Source organism: Streptacidiphilus jiangxiensis, from assembly GCF_900109465.1.
Classification (GTDB): domain Bacteria; phylum Actinomycetota; class Actinomycetes; order Streptomycetales; family Streptomycetaceae; genus Streptacidiphilus; species Streptacidiphilus jiangxiensis.
This window is the reverse complement of the sequence record NZ_FOAZ01000027.1, coordinates 1-17,036: the sequence shown is the minus strand read 5'-3', so window position 1 is coordinate 17,036 and position 17,036 is coordinate 1. Positions and strand designations below refer to the sequence as shown.

The window sequence follows — 17,036 nt, the reverse complement described above, 5'->3', positions numbered from 1 at the left end:
CCTGAAGGCGCTAAGCGCCTCAGCCCTCGTACTCGTCCATGGGCGGGCAGCTGCAGACGAGGTTGCGGTCGCCGTACGCGCCGTCGATGCGGCGGACCGGGGGCCAGTACTTCGTCGTCGGGTTCACGCCCGCCGGGAAGACGGCCTCGGCGCGGGTGTAGGCGTGGTCCCACTCGCCCGCCAGCGCGGCCGCGGTGTGCGGGGCGTTGTGCAGCGGGTTGTCCTCCGCCGGCCACTCGCCGGAGCCGACCTTGTCAATTTCCGCACGGATAGCGATCATCGCCGAGCAGAAGCGGTCAATTTCGGTCAGATCTTCGCTCTCGGTGGGCTCGATCATCAGCGTGCCGGCCACCGGGAACGACATCGTCGGGGCGTGGAAGCCGTAGTCGATCAGGCGCTTGGCCACGTCGTCGACGGAGACGCCCGCCGACTTGGCCAGCGGCCGCAGGTCGATGATGCACTCGTGCGCGACGAGACCACCGGGGCCGGTGAAGAGCACCGGGAAGTACGGGGCCAGGCGCTTGGCGATGTAGTTCGCGTTCAGCACGGCCACCTGCGTGGCGCGCTTGAGGCCCTCGCCGCCCATCAGGCGGACGTACGACCAGGAGATCGGCAGGATCGCCGCCGAGCCCCACGGCGCGGCCGAGATCGGGCCGACACCCGTCTCCGGGCCGGCGGTCGGCTGGAGCGGGTGGTTCGGCAGGAACGGCGCGAGGTGCGCGCGGACCGCGACCGGACCGACACCCGGGCCGCCACCGCCGTGCGGGATGCAGAAGGTCTTGTGCAGGTTCAGGTGCGAGACGTCCGCGCCGAACTTGCCCGGCTTGGCCAGGCCGACCAGCGCGTTGAGGTTGGCGCCGTCGACGTAGACCTGGCCGCCCGCCTCGTGGATCGCGGCGCAGATGTCGCCGATGTTCTCCTCGAACACGCCGTGCGTGGACGGGTAGGTGACCATCAGGACGGCGAGCGAGTCGCGGTGCTGCTCGATCTTCGCGCGCAGGTCCTCGACGTCCACGTCACCGTCGGCCAGGGTCTTCACGACCACGACGCGCATGCCCGCCATCACGGCCGAGGCGGCGTTGGTGCCGTGCGCCGAGGAGGGGATCAGGCAGACGTCACGGCCGCTGTCGCCGTTGGACAGGTGGTAGGCGCGGACGGCCAGCAGGCCGGCCAGCTCGCCCTGGGAGCCGGCGTTGGGCTGGATGGATACCTTGTCGTAGCCGGTGACCTCGGCGAGGCGGTCCTCCAGCTCGTTGATCAGCTGCAGGTAGCCGGCGGCCTGCTCGACCGGGGCGAACGGGTGCACGTTCGCAAACTCCGGCCAGGTGATCGCCTCCATCTCGGTGGTGGCGTTCAGCTTCATGGTGCAGGAGCCGAGCGGGATCATGCCGCGGTCCAGCGCGTAGTCCTTGTCGGCGAGCGAGCGCAGGTAGCGCAGCATCGCGGTCTCGGAGCGGTGCGCGTGGAAGGTCGGGTGCGTCAGGTACTCGTCGGTGCGCAGCAGCGCGTCCGGCAGGGAGGCGCCCGCCTCGGCGTCCAGCGCGTCGATGTCCAGCTCCGCGGCCTTGACGTCGAAGGCGCCCCAGACGGCGGCCAGGTCGGCGCGGGTGGTGGTCTCGTCGCAGGCGATGCCGACCAGGTCGGCACCGTCCTGGCGCAGGTTGACGCCGACGGCGGCAGCGGCCGCGACGACCTCGGCCGCGCGGCCCTCGACGCGGGCGGTGACGGTGTCGAAGAACGAACCGGTGACGACCTCGACGCCGCCGCGGCGCAGGCCCTCGGCCAGCACGGAGGCGTAGCGGTGGGTGCGCGAGGCGATCTTCGCCAGGCCGTCCGGGCCGTGGTAGACGGCGTACATCGAGGCCATGACGGCCAGCAGCACCTGGGCGGTGCAGATGTTGGAGGTGGCCTTCTCGCGGCGGATGTGCTGCTCGCGGGTCTGCAGGGCCAGGCGGTAGGCGCGGTTGCCGTCGGCGTCGACGGAGACGCCGACCAGGCGGCCGGGCAGGCTGCGCGCGAACTCGGCACGCACGGACATGTAGCCGGCGTGCGGGCCGCCGAAGCCCATCGGGACGCCGAAGCGCTGGGTGGTGCCGACGGCGATGTCCGCGCCGAGCTCGCCCGGGGACTTCAGCAGCGTCAGCGCCAGCAGGTCGGCGGCGACGGTGACGACCGCGCCGAGCTCCTTGGCCTGAGCGATGACGGGGGTCAGGTCGCGCACGGCCCCGGAGGCGCCCGGGTACTGGAGCAGCACGCCGAAGACGCCGCGCTCGGCGATCTCGGCCGGGATGCCCTCGCTGAGGTCGGCGACGACGGTCTCGATGCCGGTCGGGACGGTGCGGGTCTCGATGACGGCGGTGGTCTGCGGCAGGGTGTCGGCGTCGATGACGAAGACACCGCCCTTGACCTTGCCCATGCGGCGGGCGAGCGCCACGGCCTCGGCGGCGGCGGTGCCCTCGTCCAGGAGCGAGGCGCCGGCGGTCGGCAGGCCGGTCAGCTCGGTGACGACCGTCTGGAAGTTCAGCAGGGCCTCGAGGCGGCCCTGGGAGATCTCCGGCTGGTACGGCGTGTAGGCCGTGTACCAGGACGGGTTCTCCAGCACGTTGCGCAGGATCACCGGCGGGGTGAAGGTGCCGTAGTAACCCAGGCCGATCATGGAGCGCAGGACCTGGTTGCGACCGGCCAGCTCGCGCAGCTCGTCCAGGACCTCGGCCTCGGACCGGGCGGCGGGCAGGTCCAGCGCGGTCAGGCTGCGGATCGCGTCCGGGACGGCGGCGGCCGTCAGTTCGTCCAGGGAGCCGTAGCCCACCTGCGCCAGCATCTTGGCCTGCGCCTCGGCGGCCGGGCCGATGTGGCGGTTCTCGAACGGGCTGGACTGCTCCAGCTCGGAAAGCGACGACGTCATGGGGAGTCTGGCCTCCTGGTCGGACCGGGTGGACGCTGTGGAGCGCCCGGACGACCTCCCCCTCTGTCATGGGACCTGAGAGCTTCACCGGCTCCTTGGGGGAGCCGACTTTCACCGTCGGTGAGAACCGTTCCGGGGTGCCCGGCACGGTTCTGCTTTCCAGAGTCGACCTCGCCTGCGCGGTACTTCGGCCTGAGAGATTCCGGGGAGGAGTTGCTCCTTCGGCGCCGGTCACCCCTTCGGGGCATCCGGACTCTCCCGCACGTGCTCGACGGTCAATGGCCAGGGTACCAGCGCGGATGATCGGTCCGCCGTGGCCCGGGCCACTCCCGGACCACTCTCGGCAACCCGTACGGCGCAGCGACACACCGATCCGGTCGCATGCGTTCGACAAAGGGATCATTGTGCCTTTTCGTATGAGTTGAACACGTTCGTCGTCTGAACAGACCGGCGCGGCCGATGGAGGAGTGGAACAGGTGCAGACCGAGATCGACCCGAGGGATCTGATCGGACACAAGGCCGTCGACAAGAACGGCGAGAAGATCGGCACGGTGGACGAGGTCTACCTCGACGACGCCACCGGACAGCCGGAGTGGGCGGCGGTGAGGACGGGCCTGTTCGGCCGCGACGCCTTCGTGCCGCTGACGACGAGCGAGTTCGTCTCCGACGAGCTGCGCGTGCCCTACGAGAAGTCGCTGGTGAAGGAGTCCCCCGACTTCGGCGTCGGACAGCACCTCTCCCCCGCGCAGGAGCTGCAGCTCTACCGCTACTACGGCCTGGAGGTGCCGACCGGCACGGGCCAGCACGCGGCCGAGCCGGGCGTGAAGGCCGGCGAGCGGCCGACTGCGGGCACCGCCGGGGCGGCGGCCGGGCTGGCGGCGGGCGCCGCCGCCGGGTCCGGCTCCGGTGCCGTGGGCCGCGGCGACCAGCGGGACAAGACGGAGACGCACGAGAAGCCGGTGGAGCAGACCCTGACCACGCCGACCGTCCAGCCGCTCGCCAGCGCGGGCCGCACCTCCGCGTTCATGACCGGCACCGCGCCGAACGCCGCGGCCGCGGCCCAGCCCACCGTCCAGCAGCCGACCGTGCAGCAGCCGACCGTGCAGCAGTCCGGCAGCCAGCTGTCCGGTGTCGCGGGCCCGGCGGTGGCCGCGGCGGGCGCCGCGGCCGCCATGTCCACTCCGTCCGCCCCGACCTCCTCCGGTGCGCCGACGGTGCACACGCCGCCGGCCGCGCCCTTCCCGGGCACCGTCGCCGGCACGGGCGCCGCGGCGGGCACGGCCGCAGCGGGGACGCAGCGTCGCCCCGACCCGCTCACCGACCCGCTGCCCGGGCTCGGCATCCCGGCGGCCTCGGGCAGCGCGAAGGACCCGGTGCCGGACCCGGTCGAGTTCGTCTGCCGCGAGGAGCGGCTGGACATCTCCACCGAGTGGCACGTCCTCGGCCGCGCGCGGCTGCGCAAGTACGTCACCAGCGAGCAGGTCGAGCGTCGCGTCCCGGTCGTCCGCGAGCGCATCCGCGTCGAGCGCGTGCCGGTGAGCGCCGAGGAGCGGGCCCAGCTGACCGAGGCCGAGATCGCGGAGAGCGTCGAGGAGGTGACTCTCCACGAGGAGCGCCTGGTCGTGAAGAAGACCGTGGTCCCGGTCGAGCGCATCCGTCTGGTGACCGAGCGGGTCACCGAGGAGGAGGTGGTCCGCGAGCAGCTCCACCGCGAGCACATCCAGGTCCAGGACGGCAGCCGCCCCGGCGGCACCCCGGTCACCCCGACGACCCCCGCCGCCGTCACCGCGGGTACCGCCGGCACCCCGGGCACTGCAGGCATGCCCAGCAACGGTGCGTACGGCGCGCCGGGCACGACTCAGCCCCCGGCCACCCCGCTGCGCGCGGCCACCCCGATGGGCCCCAACCGCAACCCGGACCTCCCCGGCCACGCGATGGGGGCGTAGTGCCTTTCAGCGGCGTGGGGCCCCTCGGGGTCCCACGCCGCTCGCTTGTGCGGCGGACCGGTACTCCCTCGGCGCGAGGCCGAACTCCCTGCGGAAGACGCGGCTGAACTCCGCCGCATCCCGGAAGCCCCACCTGACGGCGATCGCACCGATCGAGGTCGTGCCCACCAGGTCGCGACGGGCACGGTCGAGTCGCTGGTCGCGGATCCACGCGGCCACGCTCGTGCCGTCCTGCTGGAAGAGCCGGTGCAGGTGACTGAGCGAGACGTGGTGAGCGGCGGCGAACAGCGCGGAGACCATGTCGATCAGCAACGCGGCCAGTCGCGGGCCGTCCGCGGAGTCGTAGCCGTCGGTGTCGTCCACGATCTGCACAGTGCGTGGGCCAGCAGTCCGCCGTATCCGGACCGGGCCGGGAGCGGCCAGGCGGCGACGCGATCCAACCCGTCGCGTCGCAGCGGCAGCGCGGACCGGGGGATCTCCAGGCCGATCCCGTAGTGATCAAGCGGGCCGTCCGCCGGAACTGCGGGGTCTGGAAGGTGGTCGGCCAGACGGTCACCTGATCGAGTTGGAGTACCCGCTGCCAGGCCCGGAAGTCCTGGGCGTGCGTGCTCCGCAGGTCGACGGGTGCGTGCGTCTCCCGCACCAGGTTCCAGCAGCGTTCGAAGCGCTCAGGCGGCCTCACTGCACCAGGGGCAGCGGTGCTGCCGGGGTGAGCGCGGCGTCGTCCACCGGGAAGGTCCGGACGCGGCCGACGCCCGAGCCGGGGGTCTCGAAGCGGACGGTCACCCGGCCGACGCCGCTGCCCTGGACCCAGCCGTGACCGAGCTCGGTGTGCTCCACGTCCTGCCCCGGTGCCCAGCGGCGCTGGGAGAGCTCGCCGCCCGGGTTGAAGGCACGGGGGGCGCCGGGGCCGCCGTAGGCCGGCTCGTGCTCCGAATCCTCCGAGGCGTCCGGCGCGGCGGCGTCGTCCTCCTCCTGCATGCCCTCCCGCAGCGCCTGGGCGAAGAGGTCCTCCTGAGTCCAGTCGGCGAGCCCGGTCACGCCGACGCCCAGCAGTCGGATGCCGCCCAGCAGCTCCACCGAGTCCAGCAGGCGGCGTGCCATCTGGGCTATCACCAGCGGATCGTCCGTGGGCGCGGGAAGCGTCTCGCTGCGGGTCAGGGTGCTGAAGTCGAAGCGGCGGATCTTGACGACCACCGTCCGGCCCGAACGGCCCGCCGCGCGCAGGCGCCGGACGCAGCGGTCGGCGAGCCGCTCCAGCTCCCCCACGATGTGGTCGCGGTCCAGCAGGTCCACCTCGAAGGTGTCCTCCACCGAGACCGACTTGGCGTCCCGCTCGGCGACGACCGGGCGCTCGTCGTGGCCCAGCGCCAGCTCGTGGACGCCGGCGCCGTGCGCACGGCCGAGCAGGTGCACCAGCTCCTCCTGCGGGAGCGCGGCGACGTCGGAGATCATCGGCAGGCCGGCGCGCCGCAGTGTCTCCTCGGTGGCCGGGCCGACGCCCGGCAGCGCGCGGACCGGCAGCGCGTCCAGCACCTCGCGCTCGCGACCGGCCTCGATCATCACCAGTCCGTCCGGCTTCGCCTGCTCGGAGGCGATCTTGGCAAGGAACTTCGTGGTCGACAGGCCCACCGAGCCCGTCAGGCCGACCTTGCGCTCGATGTCGGCCCGCAGGTCCTCCCCCAGGGCGCGCGCCAGCTCCGCACCCTCCGTCTCCAGGGCCGGACCGTACGGCCCGGCAGCCAGGTCGACGAAGGCCTCGTCCAGGCTGAGCGGCTCGACCAGCGGGGACAGCTCCCGCAGCAGCGCCATGACCTCGTCGCTCACCCGGCGGTACACCTCGAAGCGAGGGATCAGGTACGCGGCGTTCGGAGCCAGCCGGCGCGCGTGGGCCATCGCCATCGCCGAGTGCACGCCGAAGCGGCGCGCCTCGTACGACGCGGTGGAGACGACCCCCCGCGCGCCGAGGCCGCCGACGATCACCGGCTTTCCGCGCAGGCTCGGCTTGGACGCCTGCTCCACCGAGGCGAAGAAGGCGTCCATGTCGAGATGCAGGATCGTCGGCACGGCGCGCACACCCCGATCATCGCGCACAGGTACGACAACGCCGTCAGGGCGCGGCGGCCTCCGCCGAGGCCAGCGAGGTGGCCTCGTCCGGGCCCAGCAGGTGCGGATCGGGTTGGAACAGCTCGTCCAGCAGGATCGCCTTGTCCATGGAGGCGATCTCGCGGACCACCCCGGCCTGCCAGGTCCGGTCGTGCCACTCCTCCACGCCGATGCCGTAGGAGTCGATACCCGCCGCCTGGCACAACGAGACCGCGCGCCGAATCGCGTAGCCCTGGTTGACCAGCAGCGCCCGGGTGACCCCGAAGATCCGCCGGGCCCGGGCGCAGGAGTCCCAGGTGTTGAAGCCGGCGTAGTCGCGCACCACGTGGTCGGCCGGCACCCCGTGCTGGACCAGGTAGGTGCGCATCGCGTCGGGCTCGTCGTAGCTCACCCGGCTGTTGTCGCCCGACACCAGCACCGCGTGGACGCGGCCGGCCTTGTAGAGCGCGATGGCGGCGTCGAGCCGGTGCGCCAGGTAGGGGGACGGTTTGCCGCCGTCCAGCCCGGCGCCGAAGACCAGTACGACGGGCTCGGCGGGCGCGTCCGCGACGGTACGCAGCCGCGGGCCGCCCTGGAACCAGACCACCGCCGTCGGCAGCAGCACGGCGAGTGCCGCCGCGCACAGCAACTGGAAGCCCCGCCGCTGCGTTCTCCGCTCCCGCCAGCGCACACGTGGCAGCCCGACGCGCATCCATCCCCCACCGGTCGTCGATCGTTTCCGTCTACGACCGACCGGACGCGCGGGTCAGACCGCGCGGTTGCGCCGCCGGGCGAGTTCGTCGGACGGGTCGAAGCCGAGAACGTTCTCGCCGGTGTCGGCCCGCTCGCCGTGCAGACGGCTCAGCGACGCCTCGACCTCGCGCGCCACCGCGCCCACGGCGATGCCGAAGATGCCCTGGCCGCCCTGGAGCAGTTCGACGACCTGGTGCGCCGAGGTGCACTCGTAGACCGTCGCGCCGTCGCTCATCAGGGTGATGCCCGGCAGCGCGTCCTCCGGACGCTGGGCCAGGTGGTCCACGGCCGCCCGGATGCTCTGCAGCGAGACCCCGGCGTCGAGCAGGCGCTTGACCACCTTCAGCACGAGGATGTCGCGGAAGGCGTAGAGGCGCTGGGTGCCCGAGCCCTGGGCCGGACGGACGCTGGGCTCGACCAGGCCGGTGCGGGCCCAGTAGTCCAACTGGCGGTAGGTGATGCCTGCCGCCGCGCAGGCCGTCGGCCCGCGGTACCCGATGAGCTCCGCGCTGGGCAGCAGGTCGTCCTGCGGGTCCGCCGGCAGCGGCACCATCGGCATCCCCTCCCACCCGGAACGCGCCGCACGCGGCAGCGTCCGGACCGGGGTATGGATGGGGCAGGAGCCGCCCGTGGCTGTTCTGTCACCCGTGCTGCTCAACACGACCCTCCGTCCTGTCGACTCCGGAACCGCCTGCGCGGGGGCGCGGGGTGGCACACCCGGGACGTTCACAGTCGAAGGTAGGCAGAAGGCAAGAGCGCGTCAACGATCGCCACGCTCGGCATGGCGGGTGACGTCAGTCTCGCGGGTGGTTTTGCGTGTCCTGGACGGGGGTATGTCCGCGCGAATGGACCGGGCCAAACCCACCCGATCGCGCACGGATCCCGACGCTCACTGGGCGCCGGAGCTGCCGAAATCCTCCGGGGAGATCTGGTCCAGGAACTCGCGGAACCGCTCGACCTCGTCCTCCTGCTCGTCCGGGATCGCGATCCCGGCCTCGTCGAGCACGTCGTCGGCACCGTAGATCGGCGTCCCGGTGCGCAGCGCGAGGGCTATCGCGTCCGAGGGACGCGCACTGACCTCGACGCCGCTGGCGAACACCAGCTCGGCGTAGAACACGCCCTCCCGCAGATCGGTGATCCGCACGGCGGTCAACCGCTGACCGACGGCTTCCAGCACGTTCCGGAAGAGGTCGTGCGTGAGCGGCCGCACGGGAGTCATGCCCTGCTGTGCGAAGGCGATGGCCGTTGCCTCGCCGGGCCCGATCCAGATGGGGAGATAGCGGTCCCCGCCGACCTCGCGCAGCAGCACGATCGGCTGGTTCGACGGCATCTCCACCCTGACGCCCACGACGTCTAGCTCGTTCACAATGCAACCCTAGGGCGCAGGGGCCAGATAGGCCAGTTGCTCTATCTCCGCAGCGGCACCGAGGGCCAGTTGCACTACCCAGGGGCGCGGGGAACTGCGCGACAAGCCACCCTGAGTGGTGAGTCTCTGCACGAGCAGGGCCATCAGCACCGGGTGGTTCCTCGCGCCCCTCGGTGAGTCGGTAGAGCCCCGCGCCCCTGGGTAGTGCAAACCTACGGACGGGCCCGGAGCCCCGCCTGCACCAGTGCGGCGTGGAGACGGACGGAGAGGTTGGCCAGCTCACGCGCCATCGCCGCCGCGTGGGCGCGCGTCTGCGGATTGCGGTGGCGCCGCAGCGGCGCGACGATCTGCTCCACCAGGCCGATCTCCCGGTCCGCCGCGGCCTTGACCGCGCGCAGATGCCGCGGCTCCAGCCCGAAGCGGCCCAACTCCGCGACGAGTCTGGCGACTTGCAGCATCTCCCCGTCGAAACCGCCGTCGGCGTCCGCGCTGACGAGCCCGTAGGACTCCCAGTCGCCCAACTGCTGCTCGCTGATGCCGGCGGCAGCCAACAACTCGGAGCGGCCCAGACGCGGCCCGGACGGCAGCTGCGGGCCGGGCGTGATCGTGACGTCGGCCGCGGGCTCGTCAGCCCCGCCGGGCCCCGGCAGCGCCGGGGGGTTCTCGCCGCGGTCCAGCGCGGCGAGGTGCTCGCGGATGACGCGCAGCGGCAGGTAGTGGTCGCGCTGCATCCGCAGAACGTACGCCAGCCGCTCCACGTCGGCCTCGCTGAACTTGCGGTACCCCGAAGGCGTCCGCTGCGGCTCGACCAGCCGCTCCGCCTCCAGGAAGCGGATCTTGGAGATCGTGACCTCCGGGAACTCCGCCTGCAGTTCGGTCAGGACCGCACCGATGCTCAGCAACTGCGGCCGGACCACGACCGTACCGGCCCGACGGCCGGGAGGAACGAAGGGCGCCACCGCCCCCGAGGTACCGCTGTCGGCTTGCACGACGGTTGACTCACTCCTCCCAGGGGCGGGGCACCGCGTCTCAGTACCCCGGGCGGGCGGCGAAGAAGACCAGCCGGTACTTCCCGATCTGCACCTCGTCGCCGGTGTTCAGCGGCACCTCGTCGATCCGCTCACGGTTGACGTAGGTGCCGTTCAGGCTGCCCACGTCGGCGACGGTGAAGGCACCGCCCTGGTGGCGCCGGAACTCCACGTGGCGACGCGAGACGGTGATGTCGTCCAGGAAGATGTCGCTCTGGGTGTCACGGCCTGCCGTGGTCAGGTCGGTGTTGAGCAGGAAACGGCTGCCCGAGTTCGGACCACGACGCACCACCAGCAGGGCCGAGCCCAGCGGAAGAGCGTCCACCGCCGCCTGCGCCTCCGGAGACAGCCCGGGGACCTGCGTCGCCACCTCGGGCTCGTAGGCCTCCAGACCGGAGATCGAGATCGTGGACGTCGTCTCCGACGGACGCTCCACCCCACCGACACGGGCCCGCAGCGGGGCACCGCAGTTGGAGCAGAAGCGGGCGGAATCGGGGTTGTTGTATCCGCATCGGGTGCACAACGTCACGCCTGCGGCCTCCTGTCGCGGATCGCCTGACTGGCCTTGGGAATACGGATCGGCCGCAAACCCTCCACCTGAGCTTGAGGGTACCGGCTGGGGGGCTATAGGACCGCCACTCGGCGCGCCCGCGTGTCGGCCGTCCTCGTCGCGGAACAGCGGCCGCTCACCGGTCGGCGCGTAGTTGTCGCCCTCCGGCGCGCGCATGCCCGGCACAGCGGACCCGTACTCGGCGTCCGCCCTGCGGTGGCGGGCGGTGGGCGCCTCGACCGCAGCGCCCTCACGGGACTTCCGGCCGAACAGCTTCGAGAACAGACTCACGGGCGATACCCCTTGCGTGACACGGACCCGCCCGTGGGGCGAGGTGGAGCCATCGTGGACAGGACTGGTACGGGCGGAACTTGAGTAACTGGTGAGGCGAAAGACGTCATGGGTGCGTCGTGTGAGCGTAGTCGGGCGTGCTCAAAGGGATCAAGGCAGTCACGGCCAGGGACTGCGAGCGCCTCACCGTCGCGGTCCCGTTGTCACGGTCCACCGACTGCACCACACCCCCCGGAATGTTCATCGCGGTGTCGAGATCCTGTGGATTGCCGATGACCGTGAACACGTACGGCTGCGAGACGGTCGTTCCGCTCACCGTCACCGTGCCCCGGTTGGCATCCGAGAACCAGGTGCCCGCCACCACCCGGACATTGTTGATCTGTACCGCCTCCGCCCCTGCCGCGCGCAGCTCCTCCAGCGTGTTGAGCAGCATAGCCGCCTGGACGTTGCCGCCCGGGTCCTTGATGGTCAGCGTCACCCCGGGGCCGGTCGCCGCGACCGTCCCCGCGAGAATGCCGAGCTGCTGCTCCTTCAGCTTCGTCTGGGCCTGCGCCTCCTTCGCCTGGTTCGAACTGGTCTGCAACTGCGTCAACGACGTCTGCAGCTGCTGGCGTTCCTGATCGAGGCGCTGCTGCCGGGAGTCGACCTCGTCGAGGATGCGTACGAGATCATCCTCACGTGCGCCGCGCAGCTGGTTCTCGGTGGTGTTGGCCCGCACCTGGAAGGCGACGCCGAGGCCCAGCGCGAACAGCAGCAGGGCGACGACGAGCTGGGCCCGGTTGACGCGCGGCGGCCACAGCGCGGCCGCGAGGCGCTGACGCCCGCTGAGCACGGGCCCCGGCTCCTCCTCCGGCGCGGGCTCGACCGACTCCTCGACCGACTCCTCGACCTCGGCGTCGACGTTCCTCGCTGCGGTCTCCTCCGGCTCCGGGGCGCGCTCGGGCTCCTGGTCCCCGCGGACCTCAGGTGCCTCGTCGCCGCTCACGGTGCCACTCCCACATCTGTCACGTCTGTCGTACGCCGACCCTCGCGGATCATCCTGCCACCCGTCCTACCCCGGTATTCGCTCACTGCACTCCGGTTCTGTCACAGAACGTCACGGCTAGGCCCGGAACACATGGCGCCGAATGGCCGCCACGTTCGAGAAGATCCGGATTCCCAGCACGACGATCACACCGGTCGACAGCTGCGAGCCGACGCCGAGCTGGTCGCCCAGGAAGACGATCAGCGCCGCCACGACGACGTTGGAGAGGAACGAGACGACGAAGACCTTGTCGGAGAAGATCCCGTCCAGCATCGCCCTGACCCCGCCGAAGACCGCGTCGAGCGCGGCGACGATGGCGATCGGCAGGTACGGAACCAGCGCAGCGGGGATGTCCGGCTGCACGAACAGCCCGACGACGACTCCGAGCACCAGCCCGAGTACGGCGATCACGGTCGCTTGGTCCCTTCCGACGGAGACGGGTGTGCGTTGAGCAGAGGCCCGACGCTCGCCGCCGGCAGCGAGAGACTGCCCTGTGCGGAGACGTCGTAGCGGATCTGGTAGTTCTGCTTCAGCTGCGCCAGATACAGCCCGCCGTAGGCGTTGTTCTGGAAGGACTGCTGCAGGCCCGGGCCGCCGATGGCCTGCACGGAGTAGGGCAGCGTCAGCGGGTGGTCGTTGACCAGTATCGCGTCACCGGCGGCGCGGATCGCCGACAGGGTCGTCAGCCGCTCACCGTTGATCGCGATCGCCTCCGCCCCGGACTGCCACAGCGCGTTCACCACGAGCTGCAGGTCGCTGTCGCGCACCCGCCCGGTGTCGCCGAAGCCCGCGCCCGCCCGCGGGCTCGCGTTGTTCAGATCCGTCCCGGCCGACGCCGCGTCGTCCACGGTCACCTGCACGCCCGGCCCGCTGACGGGCGTCTCGCCCACCACCAGCTGCAAGGTGCTGAGCTGCGTGTCACTCCCCTGGGTGCCGACCGCGCTCGCCCGCGCCTGGTCCAGTTGGGCCTGCAACTGGGTGACCTGCTGCTGCAGGCCGTCGGCGGTCGAGGTGGACTGGTCGATCCTGTCGATCAGCGCCTGGCGCTGCTTGGCGGCGACGGGAGCGCTCTGACGCACCTGGTCCGCGCCGATGGTGAGGATCGTCGCCACCATCGCGAGCCCGAGCCCGAGGACCAGCCGGCCCTTCAGCGTCCGAGGCAGCCGGCTGCTGCCGTAGTGGCCGGTCCGCCGCGCCTCGTCGGCGTAGCCGTCATCAAGGCTGTGCTCGATCACGTCCGTGAGCAGCGACATCGACGCGTCCGGCCGCGCGTAGCGCGCGTCCGCGCGCTCCTCGGGTCGGGGTGCGGTCGTCGACATGGGGGATATCGTCCCACGTCGCTGTCCTCGCCCTCTCCCAGGGGCGCGAGCGGAACTGTGCGCAGGGCAGCTGGTTGCACTACCTAGGGGCGCGGGGAACTGCGCGAGAAACCACCCTGTGCAGATGGCCCTGCGCATTGAGGACCATACGCATGCCGGTGGCTTGTCGCGCAGTGCCCCGCGCCCCTGGGGAGGTGCACCTACCTGCGGGAGCGAAGCCTCAGGTCTGGTCCCTTCCGGCGGACTCCACGACCGCGGCCCACTCGTCCAGCAGCGCCAGGGTCGACGTCTCGTCCGGGCCTTCGGCCCAGAGGTGGGTGACGGCCTCGGCGGGGTCCGGGAGGACCATGGTCCAGCGGCCGTCCTGTTCCACCACGCGGACGCCGTCCGTCGTGTCGACCTCCCGCTCGCCCGCCGCCTCGACGACCGTGCGCATGACCATGCCCTTCGCCGCCCACGGGGTGGCCAGGTCACGGCGGTGCACATGGGCCCGCGGGATGCGGGCGTCGATCTGGCTCAGGGTCAACTGCGTGCGGGCGACCAGCCCCAGCAGGCGCACGAACGCCGCCGTGCCGTCGAAGACCCCGCTGAACTCCGGGACGACGAATCCGCCGCGGCCGTCGCCGCCGAAGACCGTTCCCTCCGAGGACGCAGCGCGGGTGAGGTCGTCGGGTGAGGTCGTGGTCCACAGCACCTGAGTGCCGTGGTAGGCCGCCACCTGCTCGGCGATCCGGGTGGTGGTGACCGGCAGGGCCACCTTGCCGCTGCGGCCCTCCGCCGCGATCAGGTCGAGCATGACCAGCAGCGAGCGGTCGTCCTCGATGATCCGGCCGCGCTCGTCGACGAAGGAGACGCGCTCGCCCACCGGGTCGAACCGCACACCGAACGCCGCCCGCGAGGACGCGACCAGCTCACCGAGCCGGACCAGCCCCGCACGCCGTTCCTCGATGGTCTCCGTCGGCCGTGCCTCGTCCATGCCGGGGTTGACCGTCAGCGCCTCGATGCCGAGCTTGCCGAGGATGCTCGGGAGCAGCAGCGACGCGCTGCCGTTCGCGACGTCCGCGACGACCTTCAGCTTGGCGTCCCGCACGCCACTGGTGTCGATCGCACGCAGCAGGCTGCCCGCGTAGGAGTCGAAGACCGTCGCCGGGAAGGTCAGGTCGCCGATCTCGCCCGGGAACGCGCGACGGTACTCCTGGCGCGCGTAGACGCGGTCCAGCTTGCGCTGGCCGGCCTGGGAGAGGTCCGCGCCGCGCTCGTCGAAGAAGAGGATGTCGAGCGAGTCCGGCACGCCCGGCGTGGTCCGCAGGAAGATGCCGCCGGCGCTGCCGCGGGCCGTCTGCTGGCGCGCCACGGGCATCGGCACGTTCTCCAGGTCGCGCACCTCGATCGCGCTCGCCTGGAGCGCGGAGATCATCGCTCGCTTGAGCGCACGGGCGCCACGGGAGTGGTCACGGGCGATGGTGACCGTCGCGCCCTTCTTCAGCGTCGTGGCGTACGCGCCGGCCAGCCGCACGGCCAGCTCGGGCGTGATCTCGACGTTGATGATCCCGGAGACGCCGCGGGCGCCGAACAGGTGCTCCTGGCCGCGGGACTCCCAGATGACGGAGGTGTTGACGAAGGCCCCGGCCTCGATCGTCTTGAAGGGGTAGACGCGGACGTTGCCCGCGACGATCGACTCCTCCTCGACCAGGCACTCGTCACCGATGACGGCGCCGTCCTCGATCCGGGCCGCGCGCATCACGTCGGTGTTCTTGCCGATGACGCACCCACGCAGGTTCGTCTGGGGGCCGACGTACACGTTGTCGTGGATCACGGCCTTGTGCAGGAAGGCACCGCGCTTGACGACGACGTTGCTGCCGAGCACCGTGTGCTCGCGGATCTCGACGCCGCCCTCGACCTTGGCGTAGTCGCCGATGTACAGGGGGCCGCGCAGCACAGCCTCGCGGTCGACCTCCGCACCCTCGGCGACCCAGACGCCGGGCGCCATCTCGAAGCCCTCGATGTCGACGTCGACCTTGCCCTCGAGGACGTCCGCCTGGGCCTTCACGTAGCTCTCGTGGGTGCCCACGTCCTCCCAGTAGCCCTCGGCGACGAAGCCGTAGATGGGCTTGCCCTCCTTGAGCAACTGCGGGAAGACGTCACCGGACCAGTCCACGGAGGTGTCGGCCGCAACGTAGTCGAAGACCTCCGGTTCCATCACGTAGATGCCGGTGTTCACCGTGTCGGAGAAGACCTGGCCCCAGGTCGGCTTCTCCAGGAAGCGTTCGACCCGACCCTCTTCGTCGAGGATCGTGATCCCGAATTCCAGCGGATTCGGGACGCGGGTCAGGCAGACCGTCACCATCGCCCCCTTGGAGCGGTGGAATTCCATCAGCTCGCTGAGATCGAAATCAGTGAGCGCGTCACCCGAGATGACCAGGAACGAGTCGTCCTTGAGTGCGTCCTCGGCGTTCTTGACGCTGCCGGCCGTGCCGAGAGGTTTCTCCTCGTTGGCGTAGGTCAGCTTCATACCGAGTTCCTCGCCGTCGCCGAAATAGTTCCGGACGAGTGACGCGAGGAACTGCACCGTCACGACCGTGTCGGTCAGGCCGTGCCTCTTGAGCAGCCTGAGCACATGCTCCATGATCGGCCGGTTCACGACCGGTAGCAGTGGCTTGGGCATACTCGCGGTCATCGGGCGGAGACGAGTTCCCTCGCCTCCGGCCATCACAACGGCCTTCATCTCGGCTGGCTCCTCCTCATTCGGACAGGGCGCCCGCCCCCGTCTGCTTCACGAGACGGCGAGTCTGTACCGCGTACAGAATTCCTGCCCACCAGTAGAGCGTCGTACCCCACCAGACGAACGCCCAACCGATGACGCTCGCCACAGTGCCGACCCAGTTGGGGTAGGTCGTCAGCAGCAGCAAAGGGAATGCGTACATCAGATTGAACGTAGCTGCCTTCCCGATGAAGTTCACCTCGGGTGGGCCGTATCCGTGACGCCGCAGGATCGGCAGCAGGCAGGCGATGAAGACCTCGCGGCTGAGCAGGATGGCCGTGAGCCACCAAGGCATGATCCGGCGCGCGGTCAGCCCCACGATCGTCGAGAGGACGAAGAGACGGTCCGCGAGCGGGTCCAGCAGCTGGCCCAGCCGGCTGATCTGGCCCCACCGACGGGCGAGCTTCCCGTCGAGGTAGTCGCTGACACCGCTCAGCATCAGGATGAGGATGGCCCACCCATCGTTCTTGGGCCCGCCGAACACCGGCCACAGGACCAGCCAGAGGAAGACCGGCACCCCGACCAGGCGCGCCATGCTCAGCACATTGGGGATGGTGAACACGCGGTCGGTCTGGACGCGTGTCTCCTGTACCTCCACTGGGGAGCCTCCTGTTGAACCACTTCGAACGACGTACGGTGCGTACGGGTGCAGCCCGACTTTACGGCATGACACAGCAGGCCCCTGACCGTCGGTCAGGGGCCTGCTGGCAAAGGTTGTTCGGCGGCGTCCTACTCTCCCACAGGGTCCCCCCTGCAGTACCATCGGCGCTGTGAGGCTTAGCTTCCGGGTTCGGAATGTAACCGGGCGTTTCCCTCACGCTATGACCACCGAAACACGGTGAAACAAGCGATAGTCGCTGTCTCAGAACAGCACAGTGGACGCGTAGCAGCTATGGACAAGCCCTCGGCCTATTAGTACCGGTCAGCTCCACCCCTCACAGGGCTTCCACATCCGGCCTATCAACCCAGTCGTCTACTGGGAGCCTTACCCCATCAAGTGGGTGGGAG

The 17,036-nt window shown here is 70.8% G+C and carries 14 protein-coding genes, 2 rRNA genes and 2 riboswitches; of the genes, 1 reads left to right on the top strand and 15 read right to left on the bottom strand.

Translation table 11 applies throughout. The features are described 5' to 3' along the window. Nucleotides 1–19: 19 nt before the first annotated feature. On the bottom strand, nucleotides 20–2,905 hold the full coding sequence (gene gcvP, locus BMY61_RS36395) for an aminomethyl-transferring glycine dehydrogenase (protein WP_042455871.1): 2,886 nt from the start codon (nucleotides 2,903–2,905) through the stop codon (nucleotides 20–22). 53 nt (nucleotides 2,906–2,958) lie between these two features. Next, a riboswitch (glycine riboswitch) is annotated at nucleotides 2,959–3,074 on the bottom strand. Between the two features lies 1 nt (nucleotide 3,075). Next, a riboswitch (glycine riboswitch) is annotated at nucleotides 3,076–3,176 on the bottom strand. 205 nt (nucleotides 3,177–3,381) lie between these two features. Here gcvP and BMY61_RS44495 point away from each other — a divergent pair. Next, nucleotides 3,382–4,851 carry a PRC and DUF2382 domain-containing protein gene (locus BMY61_RS44495; protein ID WP_143094695.1) on the top strand — a complete coding sequence of 490 codons (1,470 nt, stop codon included), beginning with the start codon at nucleotides 3,382–3,384 and terminating at the stop codon, nucleotides 4,849–4,851. Nucleotides 4,852–4,857: 6 nt separating this feature from the next. On the opposite strand, the gene BMY61_RS48085 is transcribed toward BMY61_RS44495, so the two are convergent. The 14 genes from BMY61_RS48085 to BMY61_RS36310 all read right to left on the bottom strand — a co-directional run. Next, a complete protein-coding gene (locus tag BMY61_RS48085; protein WP_236656569.1) occupies nucleotides 4,858–5,214 on the bottom strand; it encodes a helix-turn-helix transcriptional regulator in 357 nt (118 codons plus the stop codon). A 315-nt stretch (nucleotides 5,215–5,529) separates the two neighbouring features. Next, a complete protein-coding gene (locus tag BMY61_RS36370; protein WP_042455865.1) occupies nucleotides 5,530–6,927 on the bottom strand; it encodes a DNA polymerase IV in 1,398 nt (465 codons plus the stop codon). Between the two features lie 34 nt (nucleotides 6,928–6,961). Then, nucleotides 6,962–7,648 (bottom strand): SanA/YdcF family protein, encoded by a 687-nt coding sequence (locus BMY61_RS36365; protein WP_042455863.1) that lies wholly within the window; start codon nucleotides 7,646–7,648, stop codon nucleotides 6,962–6,964. Nucleotides 7,649–7,702: 54 nt separating this feature from the next. After that, nucleotides 7,703–8,242 carry a MerR family transcriptional regulator gene (locus tag BMY61_RS36360; RefSeq protein ID WP_425314731.1) on the bottom strand — a complete coding sequence of 180 codons (540 nt, stop codon included), beginning with the start codon at nucleotides 8,240–8,242 and terminating at the stop codon, nucleotides 7,703–7,705. Between the two features lie 336 nt (nucleotides 8,243–8,578). Then, a complete protein-coding gene (locus BMY61_RS36355; RefSeq protein WP_042455857.1) occupies nucleotides 8,579–9,055 on the bottom strand; it encodes a bifunctional nuclease family protein in 477 nt (158 codons plus the stop codon). 212 nt (nucleotides 9,056–9,267) lie between these two features. Then, nucleotides 9,268–10,014, bottom strand: a complete 747-nt coding sequence (gene ftsR, locus BMY61_RS36350; protein ID WP_042456018.1) for a transcriptional regulator FtsR — start codon at nucleotides 10,012–10,014, stop codon at nucleotides 9,268–9,270. 70 nt (nucleotides 10,015–10,084) lie between these two features. After that, nucleotides 10,085–10,924, bottom strand: a complete 840-nt coding sequence (locus BMY61_RS36345) for a zinc-ribbon and FHA domain-containing protein (RefSeq protein WP_075004199.1) — start codon at nucleotides 10,922–10,924, stop codon at nucleotides 10,085–10,087. A gap of 106 nt (nucleotides 10,925–11,030) precedes the next feature. After that, nucleotides 11,031–11,909, bottom strand: coding sequence for a DUF881 domain-containing protein (locus tag BMY61_RS36340; protein ID WP_042455851.1), 879 nt, complete (start codon nucleotides 11,907–11,909; stop codon nucleotides 11,031–11,033). Between the two features lie 117 nt (nucleotides 11,910–12,026). Beyond that, entirely contained in the window at nucleotides 12,027–12,359 is a 333-nt protein-coding gene (locus tag BMY61_RS36335; RefSeq protein ID WP_042455848.1) for a small basic family protein, read from the bottom strand. Further along, nucleotides 12,356–13,267 (bottom strand): DUF881 domain-containing protein, encoded by a 912-nt coding sequence (locus BMY61_RS36330; RefSeq protein WP_042455846.1) that lies wholly within the window; start codon nucleotides 13,265–13,267, stop codon nucleotides 12,356–12,358. Before BMY61_RS36330 ends, BMY61_RS36335 begins: the two co-directional genes overlap by 4 nt. 220 nt (nucleotides 13,268–13,487) lie before the next feature. After that, nucleotides 13,488–15,992: a mannose-1-phosphate guanyltransferase gene (locus tag BMY61_RS36325; RefSeq protein ID WP_042455843.1), complete on the bottom strand. Its 2,505-nt coding sequence runs from the start codon at nucleotides 15,990–15,992 to the stop codon at nucleotides 13,488–13,490. Between the two features lie 16 nt (nucleotides 15,993–16,008). Continuing rightward, nucleotides 16,009–16,626 carry a cardiolipin synthase ClsA gene (clsA, locus tag BMY61_RS36320; protein ID WP_042455839.1) on the bottom strand — a complete coding sequence of 206 codons (618 nt, stop codon included), beginning with the start codon at nucleotides 16,624–16,626 and terminating at the stop codon, nucleotides 16,009–16,011. A gap of 118 nt (nucleotides 16,627–16,744) precedes the next feature. Beyond that, nucleotides 16,745–16,861: ribosomal RNA gene (gene rrf / locus BMY61_RS36315) — 5S ribosomal RNA — on the bottom strand. 59 nt (nucleotides 16,862–16,920) lie between these two features. Beyond that, a 23S ribosomal RNA gene (locus BMY61_RS36310) occupies nucleotides 16,921–17,036 on the bottom strand; the annotation flags it as partial.